Origin of the sequence: Rhizobium subbaraonis, assembly GCF_900220975.1 — a bacterium.
GTDB classification, from domain to species: domain Bacteria; phylum Pseudomonadota; class Alphaproteobacteria; order Rhizobiales; family Rhizobiaceae; genus Mycoplana; species Mycoplana subbaraonis.
In genome coordinates this window covers 15,614-34,386 of the sequence record NZ_OBQD01000005.1, presented here as the reverse complement: position 1 = coordinate 34,386, position 18,773 = coordinate 15,614, and the positions used below count along the sequence as shown (strand labels likewise).

At 62.9% G+C, this 18,773-nt stretch carries 18 protein-coding genes; 6 read left to right on the top strand and 12 right to left on the bottom strand.

Annotated elements, in window-relative coordinates:
- Positions 1-56 precede the first annotated feature (56 nt).
- Positions 57-1,274, bottom strand: coding sequence for a deoxyguanosinetriphosphate triphosphohydrolase (locus CRO48_RS08470; RefSeq protein WP_097138150.1), 1,218 nt, complete (start codon positions 1,272-1,274; stop codon positions 57-59).
- 212 nt (positions 1,275-1,486) lie between these two features.
- Between CRO48_RS08470 and CRO48_RS08465 the strand changes: the two genes are divergently transcribed.
- A complete protein-coding gene (locus CRO48_RS08465; RefSeq protein ID WP_097138148.1) occupies positions 1,487-1,822 on the top strand; it encodes a HesB/IscA family protein in 336 nt (111 codons plus the stop codon).
- 66 nt (positions 1,823-1,888) lie between these two features.
- Here the strand turns inward: CRO48_RS08465 and CRO48_RS08460 are convergent, their stop codons facing one another.
- Positions 1,889-3,382, bottom strand: a complete 1,494-nt coding sequence (locus tag CRO48_RS08460) for a nucleobase:cation symporter-2 family protein (RefSeq protein WP_097138146.1) — start codon at positions 3,380-3,382, stop codon at positions 1,889-1,891.
- A 196-nt stretch (positions 3,383-3,578) separates the two neighbouring features.
- Here CRO48_RS08460 and xth point away from each other — a divergent pair, with 196 nt between their 5' ends.
- Positions 3,579-4,361 (top strand): exodeoxyribonuclease III, encoded by a 783-nt coding sequence (gene xth / locus CRO48_RS08455; protein WP_097138144.1) that lies wholly within the window; start codon positions 3,579-3,581, stop codon positions 4,359-4,361.
- Between the two features lie 61 nt (positions 4,362-4,422).
- On the opposite strand, the gene exoR is transcribed toward xth, so the two are convergent.
- The gene (gene exoR, locus CRO48_RS08450; protein ID WP_097138142.1) at positions 4,423-5,226 is read right to left on the bottom strand and encodes an exopolysaccharide production regulator ExoR; all 804 of its coding nucleotides are present in this window, start codon (positions 5,224-5,226) and stop codon (positions 4,423-4,425) included.
- Positions 5,227-5,294: 68 nt separating this feature from the next.
- Between exoR and CRO48_RS32110 the strand changes: the two genes are divergently transcribed.
- Positions 5,295-5,447 (top strand): hypothetical protein, encoded by a 153-nt coding sequence (locus CRO48_RS32110; protein ID WP_176526691.1) that lies wholly within the window; start codon positions 5,295-5,297, stop codon positions 5,445-5,447.
- Between the two features lie 224 nt (positions 5,448-5,671).
- On the opposite strand, the gene CRO48_RS33455 is transcribed toward CRO48_RS32110, so the two are convergent.
- From CRO48_RS33455 to CRO48_RS08425, 6 genes are all read right to left on the bottom strand, one after another.
- Positions 5,672-6,382 carry an outer membrane protein transport protein gene (locus tag CRO48_RS33455; protein WP_407071904.1) on the bottom strand — a complete coding sequence of 237 codons (711 nt, stop codon included), beginning with the start codon at positions 6,380-6,382 and terminating at the stop codon, positions 5,672-5,674.
- Positions 6,379-6,987 carry a hypothetical protein gene (locus CRO48_RS33450; protein WP_407071903.1) on the bottom strand — a complete coding sequence of 203 codons (609 nt, stop codon included), beginning with the start codon at positions 6,985-6,987 and terminating at the stop codon, positions 6,379-6,381. The genes CRO48_RS33455 and CRO48_RS33450 overlap by 4 nt, the downstream gene beginning before the upstream one ends.
- A 360-nt stretch (positions 6,988-7,347) precedes the next feature.
- Positions 7,348-10,191, bottom strand: coding sequence for a valine--tRNA ligase (locus tag CRO48_RS08440; protein ID WP_097138140.1), 2,844 nt, complete (start codon positions 10,189-10,191; stop codon positions 7,348-7,350).
- A gap of 126 nt (positions 10,192-10,317) precedes the next feature.
- On the bottom strand, positions 10,318-11,142 hold the full coding sequence (locus CRO48_RS08435) for a PopZ family protein (protein WP_097138138.1): 825 nt from the start codon (positions 11,140-11,142) through the stop codon (positions 10,318-10,320).
- Between the two features lie 179 nt (positions 11,143-11,321).
- Positions 11,322-12,719: a TolC family outer membrane protein gene (locus CRO48_RS08430; RefSeq protein ID WP_097138136.1), complete on the bottom strand. Its 1,398-nt coding sequence runs from the start codon at positions 12,717-12,719 to the stop codon at positions 11,322-11,324.
- Between the two features lie 337 nt (positions 12,720-13,056).
- A complete protein-coding gene (locus CRO48_RS08425; RefSeq protein ID WP_097138134.1) occupies positions 13,057-13,707 on the bottom strand; it encodes a protein-L-isoaspartate O-methyltransferase family protein in 651 nt (216 codons plus the stop codon).
- 288 nt (positions 13,708-13,995) lie between these two features.
- On the opposite strand from CRO48_RS08425, the gene exbB reads away from it, so the two are divergent.
- A complete protein-coding gene (exbB, locus tag CRO48_RS08420; protein WP_245423467.1) occupies positions 13,996-15,054 on the top strand; it encodes a tonB-system energizer ExbB in 1,059 nt (352 codons plus the stop codon).
- A 3-nt stretch (positions 15,055-15,057) separates the two neighbouring features.
- Complete coding sequence (gene exbD, locus CRO48_RS08415; protein ID WP_097138130.1) at positions 15,058-15,483, top strand: TonB system transport protein ExbD; 426 nt, start codon at positions 15,058-15,060, stop codon at positions 15,481-15,483.
- A 133-nt stretch (positions 15,484-15,616) separates the two neighbouring features.
- On the opposite strand, the gene CRO48_RS08410 is transcribed toward exbD, so the two are convergent.
- Positions 15,617-16,516 carry a calcium-binding protein gene (locus CRO48_RS08410; protein ID WP_210201985.1) on the bottom strand — a complete coding sequence of 300 codons (900 nt, stop codon included), beginning with the start codon at positions 16,514-16,516 and terminating at the stop codon, positions 15,617-15,619.
- A gap of 236 nt (positions 16,517-16,752) precedes the next feature.
- Between CRO48_RS08410 and CRO48_RS32105 the strand changes: the two genes are divergently transcribed.
- Positions 16,753-16,917, top strand: coding sequence for a hypothetical protein (locus CRO48_RS32105; RefSeq protein WP_097138128.1), 165 nt, complete (start codon positions 16,753-16,755; stop codon positions 16,915-16,917).
- A gap of 117 nt (positions 16,918-17,034) precedes the next feature.
- Here the strand turns inward: CRO48_RS32105 and CRO48_RS08400 are convergent, their stop codons facing one another.
- Together CRO48_RS08400 and CRO48_RS08395 are read right to left on the bottom strand one after the other, a co-directional pair.
- Positions 17,035-17,499: a DUF1203 domain-containing protein gene (locus tag CRO48_RS08400; protein WP_097138126.1), complete on the bottom strand. Its 465-nt coding sequence runs from the start codon at positions 17,497-17,499 to the stop codon at positions 17,035-17,037.
- A 64-nt stretch (positions 17,500-17,563) separates the two neighbouring features.
- Positions 17,564-18,619 carry a phosphotransferase enzyme family protein gene (locus CRO48_RS08395; protein ID WP_176526690.1) on the bottom strand — a complete coding sequence of 352 codons (1,056 nt, stop codon included), beginning with the start codon at positions 18,617-18,619 and terminating at the stop codon, positions 17,564-17,566.
- Between the last annotated feature and the right edge of the window lie 154 nt (positions 18,620-18,773).

Genomic DNA, 18,773 nt, shown 5'->3' with positions numbered 1-18,773 from the left:
GCGCGCCAGGAGGCGCAAATGCGCTCAAAGCGCTGAATTTCCAGTGGGCCCGGTGACTATCGCAATTCCGGTGTATGGTCAAACAGACGCCTGTGGGTATTGATCGCGTAGTTGTCGGTCATTCCGGCAAGATAGTCGCCGACATGGCGGGCCTTGGCGGCCTCCGGCACGCCGGCCATGCAATCGACCCAATAGTGCCCCTGCATCAGCGCGGGATCGTTCATGTAGGCGTTGAACAGATCGGTGACGATGGACGCCGCATTCGCGCGCACCCGCATGACTTCGGGATGGCGGTAGATGCGGGAAAACAGCATCTTCTTGATCTGCTTGTCGGTGACCGCCATGTCCTGCGAGAACGTCGCCATCACGCGGCCGGCGGCACGGACGTCGGCAGCACTTTGCGGCCGCACGGCACGCAGCGAATCCTGCGCGTAGCCGATCACGTCCTCGACCATCGCGGTGATCTGACGGCGCATGATCTCGTGGGTGAAGCGCGCCGGCTCCAGTCCCGGATAAAGGCCGCGCACCTCGGCCATCAGGCCGGCAAGGAAGGGGATTTCCTCCAGCATGTCAAACGAGAGGTAGCCGGAACGCAGCCCGTCATCGATGTCATGGGTGTTGTAGGCGATGTCGTCGGCGATCGCCGCGACCTGCGCCTCGAGGCTCGCAAAGCTAGCCAGTTCCAGATCGTGCAGGGCGCAGTAGTCGAGGATCGGCTGCGGGACGGGACCGCGCGTGCCCTCGCCGTCGGGCGTCAACAGCGGCCCGTTGTGCTTGACCAGTCCCTCCAGCGTCTCCCAGGTGAGGTTCAGCCCGTCGAATTCGGCATAGCGCCGCTCCAGCTTGGTGACGATGCGTAAGGACTGAGCATTGTGGTCGAATCCGCCATAAGGCAGCAACGCTTCATGCAACGCGTCCTCGCCGGTGTGACCGAAGGGGGTGTGGCCGAAGTCGTGCACCAGCGCCACCCCCTCGGCCAGGTCCTCGTCCAGCCTGAGAGCACGGGCGAGCGCGCGGGCGATCTGCGCCACCTCGATCGTGTGCGTCAGACGCGTGCGGTAGTGGTCGCCGTCCGCGGCGATGAAGACCTGGGTCTTGTGCTTGAGGCGGCGAAAGGCTGTCGTGTGGACGATCCGGTCTCGGTCACGCTGGAAATCCGAGCGCGTCGGGCTCGTGACCTCATCGAAGAGCCGTCCGCGGCTCGACCAGGGATCGGCCGCAAAGATCGCCCTTTGGCCTGCGCCGAAACCGAGGGCATGTCTGTCCAGTGTCATAGCTCACCTGCATTCGGGCCGCCCATTGACGCGGCCCCCATGCCTTCATACCTATAGTGTGCACAGCGTGAAAGCGCACCGCAAGCGTGATGCGAATATGCTTTTCGAATCATCGGCTTGCGGAATGCCTTTCAACGACGTGAAGAGCCACGGCCGCCGGCTGCGGCACAGAATCGATTCTCGGCGGACCTTGAACCCGCCCGGAGGTGTTGATGAGCGACAAGACCGTAACCCTGTCCGATGCGGCTGCAAAACGAATCGCGACCATTCTGGGCGCCGATCCCGAAAAGAGCGCCATGCGCGTTTCCGTCGAGGGCGGCGGCTGTTCCGGTTTCTCTTACAAGTTCGACCTCGTCGATACGGCAGCGGCCGACGACGACATCGTGCTGGAGAAGGGGAACGCCCGCGTCCTCATCGACCAGCTTTCGCTCGTCTACATGGACGGCTCGGAGATCGACTTCATCGACAACCTCATGGGCCAGTCGTTCCAGATCCGGAACCCGAACGCAGTGGCAAGCTGCGGCTGCGGCACGAGTTTCTCCATCTAGGCTTTCCGCTTCGAACGACGCGCCATCAGGCGGCCGACCCGTGTCAGCCGCCCGCCGGACGTTGTCTCAGTGGCCGCCGTCCGCCGCCATCGCAGCAACCTTCGCGCTGCGTTCGTCATAGGTCGCGCCATTGAAGAACATGTTGAGCAGCACGGCCGCCAGCGAGGCGAGCAGGATGCCCGAATCGATCAGCGGATGCAGGCCGTGGGCGATCCATTGCTTGAAGTTCGGCGCGATCAGCGGGATCATCCCGAAACCGAGCGAGACCGCCACCACGAAAAGATTGTTGCGGCTGGTTTTGAAATCGACGGTGGCAAGGATGCGGATGCCGGTTGCGGCAACCATGCCGAACATGACGAGCCCGGCGCCGCCGAGGACCGCGGTCGGCAGCGATTCCACAAGGGCTGCCACCTTCGGCAGCAGTCCGAGCAGCACCAGGATGATACCGCCGGCCACGCAGACGAAGCGTGACTTGACGCCCGTCACCCCGACCAGGCCGACGTTCTGCGAGAAGCTCGTGTAGGGGAAGGTATTGAAGATGCCGCCGATCAGCGTGCCGAGCCCGTCGGTGCGCAGGCCTGCCGACAGCATCGGCCGCGTCACCGGCCTTTCGGTCATCTCGCCCAGAGCCAGGAACATGCCTGTCGATTCGATCATTACGACGATCATCACGATGCACATGGTGAAGATCAGCAGCGGATCGAAAATCGGCGCGCCGAAGTGAAAGGGCATGATCGGGGCGAACCATGCGGCCTCCCCGACCTTGGCGAAGCTCATCAGACCGGTGACGCCGGCGACGACGGCGCCGATGACGATGCCGAGCAGCACAGCGATGTTGGCGACGAAACCGCGACCGAAGCGAGCGATCAGCAGGATCGACAGCAGGACGACAGCGGAAAGCGCCATGCCGTGCAGGGGCGCATAGGCCGGGTTCGGCACGGTGGCCGCCAGCGCCAGCTTTTCCGGTACCGCGGCGACCGTTGCGCCCTCGCCCGCGACCGCCTTCACGCCGTCGAGCCAGGCCGTGTGCGCGGGATCGACCAGACTCGGCGCAGTGGGTCCGACCGGATTTCCGAAGATCCAGTTGATGCCGATGCGCATCAGCGACACGCCGATGACGAGAATGATCGTGCCGGTGACGACAGGCGGAAAGAAGCGCAGGAGCCGGCTCACCAGAGGCGCGATCAGCATGGAGATGATCCCCGCGCCGATGATCGAGCCGAAGATCAGGCGCGCACCCTCCGTGCCGCTGGTGACGGCCGCCATGGATAGCATAGGGCCGACGGCGGCAAAGGTGACGCCCATCATCACCGGCAGGCGGATGCCGAACCATTGGGTGAGGCCGAACGACTGGATCAGCGTGACGATCCCGCAGGCAAAAAGATCGGCCGAGATCAGGAAGGCGACGTCTTCGGGCGGTAGCTTCAGCGCGCGGCCGATGATCAGAGGCACGGCGACCGCACCGGCATACATGACAAGGACGTGCTGGAGGCCCAGCGTGGCAAGCCGTCCCGTCGGCAGAACTGTATCGACGGGATGCGTGGTATCTGTTGATGACATCGGGTTCCCCTGTTTTCCGTCGCGCTTGGGCACGCGAATGGTGCGGGCCGACGCGATCTGTGTGGCATGGCCGCCGCCCTGCCCTCCCTCAGGGTTGCATCGCCAGCATGAGGCAACGAAGCGGTTTGTCAAAGGAAATCGGAGCGGCTAGAAAGAGCCGCGACCCGCACGGGTCCTGCTGCAATGGAGACTGCCGATGAAGATCGCGACCTGGAACATCAACGGCGTGCGCGCGCGCATCGACAATCTGCTGGCCTGGCTGAAGGAATCGCAGCCAGACATCGTCGCCCTGCAGGAAATCAAGTGCCAGGACGAGGCCTTCCCGCGCCTAGAGGTGGAAGCGCTCGGCTATCATGTCGAGACCCATGGCCAGAAGGGCTTCAACGGTGTCGCACTGCTGTCGAAAATGCGCCCCGACGAAATCAATCGTGGCCTGCCGGGCGGCGAAGGAGACGAGCAGTCGCGCTTCATCGAGGGCGTGTTCACCGTCGGAAGCGGCGTCATCCGTGTCTGCTCGATCTACCTTCCGAACGGCAACCCGCCGCAGGACCCGGTCAAGTACCCCTACAAGCTGTCCTGGATGGAGCGGCTTGTCGCGTTTGCGCAGGACCGGCTCCGCCTGGAGGAGCCGTTGGTTCTCGCGGGCGACTACAACGTCATCCCCGAGCCGCACGATTGCTGGGACGTGAAGGTCTGGCAAAACGACGCCCTCTACCTGCCGCCGACGCGACAGGCGTTCCGGCGGCTGGAGAACCTCGGTTTCATTGATGCCGTGCGCGCCTCGACCGACGCGACACCGCTCTACACCTTCTGGGACTATCAGGCCGGCTGCTGGCCGAAGAACAACGGCATCCGCATCGATCATCTGATGCTGTCGCCGGAGGCTTCGGACCGCCTTCTCAGCGCCGACGTGGAAAAGCACGTCCGCAATTGGGAAAAGCCTTCCGACCACGTGCCCGTCGTGGCGCACCTCGCCTAAGCCGGCGAGGCCCGCGTTAGGCATAGCGGTCAGTACTGTCTGTGGAAAATCGCCGGTGTCGTCAGTTGACGCCGCCCTTCATCTTTGCGGTCATGGAAACCGCCGAGCGGCGGTCCTTTTCGCTGGCGAGCGAGAAGGCCTGTTCCTGCATCTCCTGCAGCCAGGGCCTGTCCTTCGGAGAACAGTTGTCGAGCGCGGCCGTCATCATCGCCAGCCCGCGCGCGGACTGGCCTTCCTGGAAAATGATGTTGCCGAGAAGCCCCATGGCACCGGCGTGACCGTTCTTCTGCGCCCGGTTCAGCCACTTCTTGGCCTGGTGGACGTTGGAGGCGCCGCCCTCGCCCGACAGCATCATGCGAGCGAGCTCGAACTGGGCCTGCGGGATGCCGAAGGTGGATGCGGCCTGGAAATAGAGCTGGCGGGCCTGCGAAAGATCGGCGCGCACGGGGCTGTCGGGGATGCCGCGGGTGTAGTAGCCGGCCAGGGCGATCAGGGCATTGGCGAAGAAGCCCGTGTCTTCCGATCCCGGCTCGATGCCTTCGCTGGCGATCTCGCTGTAGATCTTGAACGCCTCCAGGTCATTCTCCGGCACGCCGTCGCCATCGGCATACATGTTGGCAAGCGCCCAGCGCGACCCCGTGTGCCCCTTCTCGGCGGCATAGCGATAGGCCTCGATAGCGTCGTCCTTTCGCCCTTCCTTGTAGGAGAGGAAGCCGAACTTGAAGAGATCGAACGGGCGGCTTTCCTTGTTCACGCCAGCCGAGGGATCGAAGGCAAGCGCACGCGTCGCCAGCATTCCCTGGCTTAGGGAAAGACAAAGGCCAAGGGCCACACATTTCAAAGAAAGAAACTCAGGCTTGTACATGGCTACAGCAATCTTCCGCAGCTGTCCGCAATAGACGGAACGCGGCTTTCGGTAACAGGAACAGGGACTTGAACAAGGTCAGCCATGTTCCGGTCGCCCGCCATACCGACAATCCCGACCGTTTCCGAAACACCCTTCAGGTGTTCGTCAGACAGTCCAGCGATCAATGGCGTCACTCGGTTCATCTGTTCCTCTGGCGCTCGTCCGCAAGCGCGCTCTAGAGCCCCATCGCTGCTCCCTGTTTGTGGCGGGAAATGGACAAGTCAGCTCCTCATTCCTCTCTAGCAGACTATCGCAAAGAATGTGTTGCCAAATCGGCACATCCGCCAAAGGAGAAGAGTACTCGTCAACCATAAGCCCGCCGGTTCATCCAGCGACGATACATGATCGACCAAAAAAAAGGCCCGGGTATGACCCGGGCCACTTCAATGGAAACTCTGGTAAATCAGAATTTAACCCTCAACTCGCCCGATAGCGCCGACACGTAGTCCGTATCGAAATCGTAGCTCGTGGTGGTCATGTTGATAGGATTGGACTGGCCGCTCGTCAGCAAGCCAAGGGCACCGGCGACGCGAAGCTCGACGTTCTGCGTCGGCGTATAGGCAGCCCCCAGGCCCACAGTCCAGCTGTCCGACTGGGAACCGGTGACAGTGCTCGTTCCGCGGTCCCAGGTGAGACTGACGCCGCCGCTCCACTCCTCGTTGAACTTGTGGCCGACGCCGCCCGTCACCGTCCAGCCGTCGCGGTAATAAAGGTCCAGCGAAGTCAGGGCCACACCGTCGGCCGTGCCGCAGTAAGACGCACTGCCTGCGCAGGTGAACTCGACTGTCTGCAGCAGGCTCCAGTTCGTCCACTTGACCGATCCGAAAGCCAGCCAGTCCGGCGCTATGCCGGACTGCAGCTTCAGTTCCAGCGAATCAGGTAGCGTGGCCGAGCCTGTGACCGGCGTGCTGACCCCGAAGATGCGCGAATAGAGCGCCCGCTTCATGGGATCGAGTTCCAGCAGAGCGGCCGCGGCAGGAACCCCGGTCAAGTCCAACGTGCCGTCGATACTGTCGTACTTCACGCGGCTGTTGTAAACGAGACTGGCGCGCATGGCATATTCGGGAATTTCGTAGCCGATGCCGAGACGCCAGCCACCGCTGCTGTCCTTCATGCCGTCCAGACGGCCGAGGCCGCTGTATCCGGAGAAATCCTGCCCGATCGCGGCCCCATGCCCGGCAGGATTTCCGGCGCGAACACCACCGCTTCCTTGTGGCCGCCGATTTCCTGGTAAAAGCCGCCGCCGATGATGCGGAACTGTCCCGGACCGGCATCGAACTTGTACGAGCAGGTGCCGCCGTAGTTCCGGCTGAACACCTCGATCTCGGTCATGTCCTTGGCGCCAGCCCAGTGACGACCGGGGTTGGAATTGGCGCCCCACGGCTCGGAATAGTCGACCATGCAGTCGATCGCATCCCCGATCGCGGCCTTTCCGCCGAGATAGGGATCGGCATAGTTCTCATACTCGTCCGCTGTCGTGGAGTACCCGAGGCTGTTCAGATTTGTCGGGTTTGATTCCGGAACGCTTTCGTCCCTGGCATTCTTGATCTTGCGGTTCGGCATCACATAGGTGACCGAGCCGTCGAAATAGAACGGAGAGTTCTGGAACAGAAGATCGACGTCGTAGCCATGGCGCTCAAGTCCGCCGGCCATTGCCGATGTAGAAACGGCAACGGCCACGAGCCCCGTGACACCCGACATCAGTTTCAATTTTAGCATTAAGTCCCCCCTGGCATTTCCTTGCAGCGCTTGTGTCCCCGCAACCGCGCCGTCGTCGGAGAAGTATCAAAGACTGCCGCGCGCTTTGCAAATGCCAGATTTCGCGACCGGCGCTGTCGTCACGTCGACTGACTTACGTAAGAGATTTCTCGATCCGCCACGAAGCCGTATACCGTAGTTCAAATTTCTCCAGGATTAGGAAAACCCCTAAAATTCATAGTATTTTATTCCGTCCATATAACACTGTGTCACATTTCGACCACATCGAGAGAAATGGTCAGCGACAAGGCCTGCGCAAAATAAAACCGCGCCGCAGAAGCGACGCGGTTCGACGATCTTGAGGCTCCGGCTCGGTGCGACTCAGCTGGCTTCCACAACCCGCGACAACGCCGTACCCAGGCTCGAGAGCTGCTGCTCGAGCTCCGAGAGCCGCTCGCGCTCGGCCTCGACGACCTCGGGCTTGGCGTTGGCGACAAACTTGTCGTTGCCCAGCTTCCCACGGATGCGCTCGGCTTCGGTCGTTGCCTTGGCAATCGCCTTTTCGAGGCGTCCGGTCTCCGCCGCCAGGTCGATGAGAGCACCGAGCGGCAGGCACGCGGTCGCCTCGCCGACGACGATCTGTGCGGCGCCCTTCGGAGCGACGTCGCCGAGTGTGATCTCGTCGACGCGCGCCAGCCTGCGGATGGCAGCCTCGTGGCGTTGGAGACGGACGCGTGTCTGCGCATTGGCGCCGACGATGACGAGCGGTGCGATGGCAGCCGGCGGGACGTTCATCTCCGCGCGAACCGAGCGAATTCCGGTAACGAGTTCGACGAGCCAGTTGATCTCGTCGGCCGCTGCTTCGTCCGCATAGGCCGGAGACGGCCATTCCGCATGGCATATCAGCCCCAGCCGCTCGTTGCCCTCGCCGGCCGTATGCGCCCAAAGCTCCTCCGTCATGAAGGGCATGAAGGGATGCAGGAGCTTGTAGGTCTCCTCCAGCACATAGGCCGCGCAGGCCTGCGATTCGGCCTTGGCACCAACGTCCTCGCCGCTGAACACCGGCTTCAACAGCTCAAGGTACCAGTCGCAGAACTGGTTCCAGACGAAACGGTAGAGCGCGCTGGCTGCGTCGTTGAACCGGTAGGTCTCGATCGCCTCGGTGACGTCGCGCGCGGTGCGGGCGAGTTCGGTGAGTATCCAGCGATTGATCGTCAGCGACGCGGCCTCGGGAACGAACTGCGGATCCAGCTTGACGCCGTTCATCTCGGCAAAGCGGGTGGCGTTCCACAGCTTGGTGCCGAAGTTGCGGTAGCCGGCAACGCGCGAGGTATCGAGCTTCACGTCGCGCCCCTGCGCCGCCATGATGGCGAGGGTGAAGCGCAACGCGTCGGCGCCGTACTCGTCGATGAGGCTCAGCGGGTCGATGACGTTGCCCTTCGACTTCGACATCTTCTGCCCATTCTTGTCGCGCACCAGCGCGTGGACATAGACGGTGTGGAACGGCTCGATCGGATTGCCGAGATCGTCCCTCATGAAGTGCAGGCCCATCATCATCATCCGGGCGACCCAGAAGAAGATGATGTCGAAGCCAGTCACCAGCACGTCGGTCTGGTAGTAGCGGTCGAGCTCGGGCGTCTCCTTCGGCCAGCCGAGCGTGGAGAACGGCCAGAGCGCGGACGAGAACCAGGTGTCGAGCACATCCTCGTCGCGGGTCAGGATTTCGCCCGGCTGGAAGTTCTCCAGCTTCTCCTCGACCCAGGCCTTCCAGGGGCCTTCATGGGAGATGTAGTGCTGGATGGCGGCGTGCAGCGCCTCCTCCTCGGTCTTCTCCACGAAGACCTGCCCGTCCGGACCGTACCATGCCGGGATCTGGTGGCCCCACCAGAGCTGGCGGGAGACGCACCAGGGCTGGATGTTCTCCATCCACTCGAAGTAGGTCTTCTCCCAGTTCTTCGGGACGAACCTGGTGCGGCCTTCGCGCACCGAGGCGATCGCCGGCTGGGCCAGCGTCTTGGCATCGACATACCACTGCTCCGTCAGGCGCGGCTCGATCGGCACGCCGCCGCGGTCGCCATGGGGAACGGTGTGCTTGTGCGGCTCGATCTTGTCCAGAAGCCCGGCCTCCTCGAAGATCTCCACAATGATCTTGCGCGCCTCGAAACGGTCCTTGCCGTCCAGCCGGTCCCAGGCGCCGTGCAGGGCTGCGGGATGATCGAGACCTTCCAGGAAGTCCTCGTTGTCCTTCAGGGTCACGCGGCCGTCGACCGTCAGGATGTTGATGGCGCGCAGGCCCTGGCGCCTGCCGACGTCGAAGTCGTTGAAGTCGTGCGCGGGCGTCATCTTCACCGCGCCGGTGCCGGCGGTCGGATCCGGATACTCGTCAGCGACGATCGGGATACGGCGACCAACGATCGGCAAGATGACGTGCTTGCCGACGATGCCCTGGTAACGCTCGTCGCTCGGATGAACCGCGATGCCGGTATCGCCAAGCATCGTTTCCGGCCGCGTCGTGGCAACGACCAGATAGTCGCGCGTCTCCCACTCGGTCGCCTTGCCGTCCTCGTCAAAGGCAACCGGATGCTGATAGGTGACGCCTGGCTCGAGCGGATAGCGCAGATGCCAGAGATGGCCGTTGACCTCCACCTGCTCGACCTCAAGGTCGGAAATGGCGGTCAGAAGCTTCGGGTCCCAGTTTACAAGGCGCTTGTCCTTGTAGATGAGCCCCTCCTTGTAAAGGCTTACAAACACTTCGAGAACGGCTTCCGACAGACCTTCGTCCATGGTGAAGCGCTCGCGCGACCAGTCCGCCGAGGCGCCGAGGCGACGGAGCTGGTTGAAGATCAGCCCACCGGATTCGGCCTTCCACTCCCAAACCTTCTCGACGAAGGCGTCGCGGCCCATTTCGCGCCGGCTCGGCTGCCGGGTCTCCATAAGCTTGCGCTCGACGACCATCTGGGTGGCGATCCCGGCATGATCCATGCCCGGCTGCCAGAGCACGTCCTTGCCGCGCATGCGCTCGAAGCGCACCATGATGTCCTGCAGCGTGTTGTTGAGCGCGTGGCCCATGTGCAGCGAGCCGGTCACGTTCGGCGGCGGGATCACGATCGAGAAGGTCTCTGCCCCCGGCTTTGCACCGGCGCCGGCACGGAAGGCGTCCGCCTCTTCCCAGACCTTGGCAATTCTCGGTTCTACGGCCGCGGAATCATAGTTTTTCTCAAGCATCTTACTGGCCACACCATGGTTTCTGTCACCCGGTTCTAAACCGGATGGCTAGATCGAAGTCAACAACAACAAATAAAAGCCGCGCCCGGGACGGCGCGGCTCATGGCAACAGGAAAACAAGGCGTATTAGCGGCGCGGACCGCGCGCCACGCGCTCGATCTCTTCGCGGACGAGGCGTTCGACCAGTGTCGGCAGGTTGTCGTCGAGCCACTCCTGAAGCATCGGCCGCAGCATGTCCTTGGCAATATCGTCGAAAGATCGGCGTGGACCGGCCTCGACGGCTTCCGCCAGTGCACCGAAGGAGCTTGCGACCTGTGCGCCGACTGCGGCCGAGACGAGGGCGGCGGGCGAAGCCGCCGGCGGGGCGTGGGCGGCGGGCGCTTCCGGGCGATAGGGCTCGTCGGCAAACGCCGGTGCGGCTTCAGGCTGGCTACGCTCCACCGGCGGCTCCTGTTGCGGCATCTTCGCAACCATCGGCGGAACCATCGCCATCACATTGGACGCCGGCGGAACGGGCGGTTCGAACACGGGCTCGGCGCGCACGGAAACCGGCTCTTCCACCGGGAGCGGGCGGGCGGGCTGCTCGCGCAGCATCATCCCGTTACGCTCGGACGCCGCGCGAACGCGCGCTGCGACGTCGGCAAGCGACATCGCCGGTTGGACACGCGGTTCGTCTGCGGGATCAGCGGAGCCACGATCGGTGGCGGTCCGATCAACGGAGACGGGGGAGTGAACCATGGCCGACGCGGCAGCCGAAAGCGCCTCCTGGGCGTGGAAGTCGGCAACGATCATCTCGTCATCGAAGCTGTCCTCGTCGACACCCGCACCGCTGGAGATCGAAGACAGCACCGGCGGCGCGCCGACAGGCGGATCGTTGCTTTCGATGATACGGCGGATCGACGCCAGTATCTCGTCCATCGACGGTTCACGCGCTACATTCGGCTGAGCCATTTTTATCCCCGTTCACTGCGCCGCCCGACCTGCGAACACGACAGTAAAAGCGTTCGCGCGTTGCGGATGGGCAGACCATAGGCCACTCGCGAGGGCAAAAAAATCGTCGCGAATCAACTCTTAACAGTGATGCACAGATTTGTGGGGGATGCCAATGACGAAGGGTTTCAGCCCGGGTTTCAGCGGCCGTCGACGGTGCGAAGACCGAACCATTTGTCCTTCACCGCCTCATAGTGATCGGCCGCGCGGTACTCGGCCACCTGCAGGTTCTGCCCCCGCACGGTGAGTCGGCCCATCGAGGCGAGGACGGAATAGCTGGCGACGACTGCGATGCGCTGCGAAAGCACCAGGCTCTCCTGCGCGTCGAGTACGGTCTGCTGCGCGATCAGTACATCGAGCGTGGTGCGCTGGCCGACGTTACGCTCCTCGATGACGCCCTGCAGTGCCATGTCGGCCGCCGCGATTTCGGCCTGATTCGCCTTGATCGCCGCGCGGGCGGCATCGAGCTGCGTCTGCGCCGAGATCAGCGTCTGCTGCACCTCCATGCGCGCCGAATCGACGAGAATGCGCTGCTGGCCGAGCCGTTCCTTGGCCTGCCGGATCTGGCCGTACTCGGCACCGCCCTGATAGAGCGGGATGGTGACGCGGGCTGAGATGCTGCCTTCGACGTTATCGTTGGTGCTGCCGCTGTCGTTCACAGACTTGTAGACGTCACCCTGGATGGATACGCCGGGCAGCATCGTGCCTTCGGCCGCCTTGACGTTGTAGCCAGCCGCATCGACGCTGCGCTCCGCCGACAGGATCGTAGGATGCTCGCGCATCGCAATTGCGAACGCCTCTTCGAGCGACTTCGGCATCCCGCGGGTCGCCGGTTGCGGCTGCTTGATGTCCTTCGGCTGATCGCCGACGATCTGGTAGTAGACGGCCTGGCTCGTCTTCAGCTGCGCCTCGGCGGAAACCAGAAGCGCCTGGGCCTCGGCAAGCTGGGCCTCGGACAGGCTGACGTCGGTCTGGGTGCCCTCGCCCACGTCCAGGCGCGCGCGGGATGCGTTCAACTGCTCACGCAGAAAGGCGAGGTTCTGCTGGCGAATCCCGACGATCGCCTGGTCGCGGGCGATGTTGGAATAGGCTTCGACCGCCGCCAGCAGCGTGTTGGTTTCCTGCGCGCGCAAGGCTTCCCGGTTGGCGAGAACGTTCGATTCGGCCGATTTCACGTTGTTGAGGGTCTGGAACCCGTCGAAGATCTGCTGCGTGATCGAGATCCCGTAGGAAGAAGTGAAGGTATCGTTTCGCTTTATCAATGGACCGAACACGCCGGACGACGTCGGCTTGTCGTAGATCCGCCGGGATGCGTCGGCCTGCGCCACGCCGCTGATCTGGGGGCGCATCGCCGCCTTGGCGATCGTCACGTTTTCGTCGATCGCCCGAAGGGCTGCGCGCGCGGCGTTGAGATCGGGGTTGTTCGCATAGGCCTTCGCCATGGCCCCGGCCACCGTCTCGGCGAACACGGGCTGCGTCGTCGCCAGAAGAAAGGGAACGAGTGCCGCGGCGAGCGCGGTCTTGCGAAATACTGACACGTACCAACTCCAGACTGGACCGGGCACACCGGTCACGCTCGTGACGCAGCGCTGGTCGCGCCGACGCTGCGCCGCATGTTTCTCACGGGAGCGACGAACTTGCCATCCGCTGCGTCCCGCCTTGTGCTGTCACCTGTGACTTATCCCCGTCAACAGCATCACTGCTGCGGCACCATTATGACCGACCGGCGATCCGAAACCCCTTTTGCGGGGCTTCGGTCACATGCGACATCGACCGTTATCCAGCCGTCTGGCGGCGATAGGGGCAAAGTCGCTATCTGGGAGTTTGCACATAAAACTTTGCTCAAATCGACTCGGAATTTCGCAAGCTCGTGCGTCAGAAGACGAATTCGGCAGCCTTGCGGAAACCGGGCAACGGTTTCACCGCCGTGTTAAAGGCGCTGCGCTCCGATGCCAGACCCCGCTCCTTGATGTAGAGGCGGGCCTGGGAGGCGTTGCCATAGCCCTCGACGACGACGAGGCGGCCGCCATCGCGCAGCTGGGCGAACAGGGCCTCGGGCACGACCTCGACCGCACCGTGAACGAAAATCACGTCATAGGGTGCTTCGGCAGCATACCCCTTTTCGAGATCGCCGGGCACGACGGCGACATTGTCATAGCCGAGTTCGGCGACGGTCTCGCTGGCGCGGGCGGCGAGCTCTTCATCCACTTCGAGGGCTACCACGGAACCTGCAAGCTTCGAAAGGATGGCCGAGGCATAGCCGGAATTGCAGCCGACCTCGAGGATGACGTCGTCCTTCGTGATGGCGGCGAGCTGGATCAGCTTCGCCAGCGGCGACGGCTCCATCAGGTAACGCCCAGGCGCCACCTCGATGTCGTTGTCGATATAGGCGAGCGGCTTGAGCTGCGCCGGAACGAATGCCTCGCGCGGCACGGTAAGGAACGCGTCGAGCACCGAGTGCGAAGTCACATCCGTCGTGCGGACCTGGTTGTCGACCATTTTGATGCGCGCTGCAGTGTAGTCCATCATTGCTGCCTTGTGTCAGAACCTGGCGGCCGGTGCGGCGCGCAGGCGGATAATTCAAGCCTGTTTAATGCGCTTTCGGCTCGGGTGTCCATACGCATCGCCCCCACCACCGGTTAAAAAATGTGCCAGGAAGGGCGCATCCACGCCAATTATCATGATAAAAACACTCATGATAACATTGCTCAGATACAGTCATTCGTTGTATGGGACGTTCATCATCAAGCGCGACCGGAGCGCGGCGCGGCCATGCGGCGCATCTCCGCGACAACACTACCAGAGGATCCGACCTTGTCGAAACGGCCCCATCTGGCCGCGGCCTGCGCCGCAATTGGCCTTCTCTTCTCCACTTCCGCCCTCCAAGCCCAGGAGGTGACAACGCCCGCGGTGACGACGCAAACGCAAGCGCGTCCCCTCGCCGCTCCGGAGGCCGGCGCTGCCGGAAGCGGCGAGGCGCAGGCCCCAACTCCTGCAACGGCACAACAGGCGTCGCCGACCACCACGGACGCGCCGACCGCAGCACCGGCGCCCGCCGCCGGCACGACCCCGTCCGGCGATGCGGATGCCGCAGCCGAAGAGACCGAATTTGCCGAAGCGCTGGAAGAGCGCCAGTCGAGCCTGCCGCACGATCTTTCGCCTTGGGGCATGTTCATGGCGGCGGACATCGTAGTGAAGGGGGTGATGATCGGTCTCGCGCTGGCCTCCGTCGCCACCTGGACCGTACTGATCGCCAAGATCTTCGAACTGGGCGCCGCCCAACGCGCCGCCACCCGCGCCGTCCGACATCTGACGGACGCCAAGGGTCTTGCCGCCGCCGAGGAGCTTTTCTCGGGCAAGCGCAACGTCCCGGCCCGCATGGTCGCGGCTGCGCGTCAGGAAGTCGACAATTCCGACGCCGTGCTTGACTTCGTCTCCGACGGGGGCGTGAAGGAGCGGGTCGCCTCGCGCCTGCAGCGTTCTGAGGTGCAGGCGGGCCGGCAGATCGCCAAGGGTACCGGCCTTCTCGCCACGATCGGTTCCACGGCACCGTTCGTCGGCCTTTTCGGGACCGTCTGGGGCATCATGAACTCCTTCATCGGCATCTCGCAGGCGCAGACGACCAACCTTGCCATTGTGGCGCCGGGGATCGCCGAGGCGCTGCTGGCAACGGCGATCGGCCTGGTCGCCGCCATCCCGGCGGTCGTGTTCTACAATTTCCTCGCGCGCGCCATCACCGGCTACCGGCAGGCGCTGACGGACACGTCCGCGGCCATCGAGCGCCTGGTGAGCCGCGATCTCGACGTACGCCGCGCCCGGCTGGCGTCGCAGCGCGGCGCACGGCAGGATTCCACTCTCGTCAGGATCGGGTGACCCATGGCCGGCAGGATCAAGGAAGGCGGCGGCGACGACCTGGAGGAAAACAGCGAAATCAACGTGACGCCGTTCATCGACGTCATGCTCGTTCTGCTGATCATCTTTATGGTGGCGGCACCTCTCGCCACCGTCGACATCAACGTCGATCTCCCCTCCTCCGTCGCCAGACCGGTGCCCCGTGAGGACAAGCCGGTCTTCGTGACGCTGAAGCAGGACCTCACGCTTTCGCTCGGCAGCGGCACGGTTGCGCGCGATACGTTCGCAAGCGAGCTCGACATGATAACGGAAGGCAACAAGGAAACGCGGATTTTGCTGCGGGCCGACAAGGCCGTCGACTACGGCGCCGTCATGGACGTGATGAACCTTCTGCGTTCCGCCGGTTATCCGAAGATCGCACTGGTCGGCCTCGAGGGTGCTCCCGGCTGAGCCGGGCAAGCCCCGAACGACAGGGTTGAACAAGAAAGCGGCGCTCCACGGGCGCCGCTTTCTTCATGTTGCACTGTCTCGTATTCCGTTTTCGCCGGCGATGATGAACCGCCGGCGGGCTCGGCCAAGAAAATCAGAACAGGAAATCGCCCTTGTCCAGGTCGGCGAGCTTGACGCCCTGGAGGATGATCTTGTCACCGCCGTTGGCATCGATGATCACCTTGTCGCCGGAAATGCTGAGGTGGTTGTCCTTGAGATCCTTGAAGCTGGTGATCGCGGAAACGCCGGTGAGATCCAGGATATCATGCGCTTTGCCGACCGCATCGAAATCGGTGATGGTGTCGGCGCCATAGCCCTTGCGGAAGACGAAGGTATCCACGCCGCCGCCGCCGGTCAGGGTGTCCTTGCCGGCGCCGCCGTCGAGAAGGTCCTTGCCTGCTCCGCCATGGAGCTGGTCATTGCCCTTGCCGCCGTAAAGCTTGTCGTTGCCGGCGTCACCGTAAAGCTTGTCGTTGCCGGCGTCACCGTAAAGCTTGTCGTTGCCCGCATCGCCATAAAGCCGATCGTTGCCGGCATTGCCGTGTATCGTGTCGGCGCCGCCGAGGCCGTAGATCTTGTCGTTGCCGGCGCCGCCTGCGAAATTGTCGGCATATTTGGTCGCGGTGATCTTGTCGCTGCCCGCCAGGAGCGCGTCGAAGAACTTCGACGTCTTGCCACTGTCAATCGCATCGCTGACTAGCTTGCCGGTGACCGACAGCCCGGAGGCGGATGCGATGGTGATCCCGTCGCTGACAACCTTGAAGCCGGTGAACTTGCCGGCCTTGATCCCGTACACCTCGCCGCCTTGAATTTTGTACGTGAGGCCGGTTCCCGTGAACTGCATGTAGTTCTTTGCGTCGTCCTTGAACAGGATCCCGGTCGAGGTGAACTTCTCTGAATCATAGTCCAGGATCGTCTGCAGGCTTTCGCTCATCAGCAGCCCGAATTCCATACCGCTGGTTGCAGTTAATCCCTTGAATGTGAACGTCGCCACGCCGTTTCTCCTGATTGTGTCGCGCCATCGATATCCCGGAATGCGTCAGCACCACAATTCCCAAAACAGCACAGCGATGTTCCGCATCTGCGCAGGGATAACAGGCGGTTAAGCAGATGCCGGATTTTGCCGCAATTTGGACAATTTTACTCTCACGTGCGCCCACTCCACTTGCGCCCCGCCGACAACGAACGGTAGATTGGTGCCCTGCGCAATGGGCAGAGAGGATTGAAGCCATGACCTATCGTTCTTCGTTCGTCGCACTCGCCCTGGCGCTCATGACGCTGGCGGGCTGCGCGACAAGCGGTGCAGACAATACGACCTATTCCCAGTATCAGGGGCCATCCCCCGATGCCGAGGTCAATGGAATGCGCACGGGCACGTTGAACGCGCCGTACTGATCGTCCGCCATCCGCTTCCGCGGCCAGTCACCCGCACCAGCCCGCGCGGCAGATGCGGTTGAAGACGCATATTCTCATTCCCGCCAGAAGAGGCATCGCACCCCACTCCGCGAAACGTCAGTTGCGTTCGATGCGGCACTGGTAGCAGTTGTTGCGCGCCGACCTGACGTGGACATAGGCGATATCGGGACGCGCAAGCAGGGTCTCTGCATAGGCCGCAATCTCCGCACGTGGTGTAACCGCGCCGGTGCCGTAGACGATCCGGTCGTCGCGGGAATAGCCACGGACGATATAGTCACGGCTATCGAGCATCGGCGGCAGATCGGCGCCGTCGTAGGCGCGACAGGGTTCCGCATGCAGAAAGATCGGCCCCGTCTCCGCATAGGGCTGGAGGGATGCAAACGGCCGATGGGCGAGAATCAGGTAGGCATCGCCCTCCTTCACGCCGGCAAGACAATGTCGGCAAGGCACGCCGTAACCATCCGAAATACGTCGTTCCGGCTGCATTCCGTATGAATCGGGGCCGCCGTCCCATAGAGAAGCGGCAAGCTGCGTGGCGATCGGTCGATAGCGGATGGTCATTGCACGTCTCCCATTTTCGATTGGAGAAACATGCAGCCAATGGCGCGGCAGAAGCCACCCGGTTTCAGCGCTTCGCGCCGTCCTGACGGCGTACGATCATGGGCCGATAACTCCGGTCACATTTGTCCAGCAATGCCACCGCGCCGATTCCCTCATTCTTGATGCATATGTCGATGATCGTGCGCAGGACGTGCAGATAGTATTCCTCGTTTTTCTTCGCCGAACGGACGATGCCCTGGTACGCCCTTCGCTGCCGCGCAATTTCGGCGGTGTTAGGTCCGAACGGCAGGGCGCTCCGCAAGTCCAGAATACGCTGTTTTCTCGCGATGTGCCGGAGCCGATCCTGTCGCGCCAGCACAAGCCGCGCCGCGGCCGCGAACACAAAGTCCCTGCAATATTGTTTCCACTCAGTCTTCAATCTTGGCGGACAGGCTGCCATGTAGGCTCTGACCAGTGCCCGGCGGGTATGGCGCTTCCGGCAGAACGAGCGCAGCAACGTTCCGGCCAGCTCGATGCCGGAAAGATCATAGGCCATCAGTTCGTAGTCGATCAGGCCAATCGATTTGTCGGGCATCACGATGATGTTGTCGACGAACAGGTCGCCATGCGTCAGTTGCGCGCCCTGCAGCCGCTCCAGCCGCGCGAGGCTCGCGCCGATCCATTCGCGCTGCCTGTCGTCCAGGCCCGTGGCCATCTCAAGATAGGCGCGGTGCGGCAGTTCAGGGCGCCTTCGGCTGAACAGGGACTGCTTTATCGATCCCGATATACCGTTCACCTTTGCCATGGTTTTCCCAAGCTCGGCCATCAGCCGCCGCCCCGGATTTTTGCCCAGCGGGTGTCCGGGCAGATAAGACAAGGCGAGCCAATGTCCGTGCCTCAGACGTTCGCCGACCGTCGACGTGCGCGCGCAGACCGATTGCACCGGGACCCCTGCCCCGGACAGGAGAGCGAGCGCGTCCTCGAACCTGTGCATCATTTTCTTCGAGCGGAAACGATAGAGCACATATTTGCTCCCGTTTAGCTCGACGATGCGCTTTTGCAGGCTGAAGCGCCATTTCGTGTGGACGACGTCAACATGGCCGGCGAGCAATTCGCCTATGCTGGGATTGGCGCTCTTCATGCGTGCCCGATGTACCTGATCCGTCCTGCGCCCCGATGCCAACGCCGCAGACGCCATCGGATATTGAAGCCGGCACGTTATGGCGCAAACCGTAGCCGGATTCCAGTCCACCGCGGTGCGTCATCCCGTCTTTCGATGCGCACTGCCGGCTTGC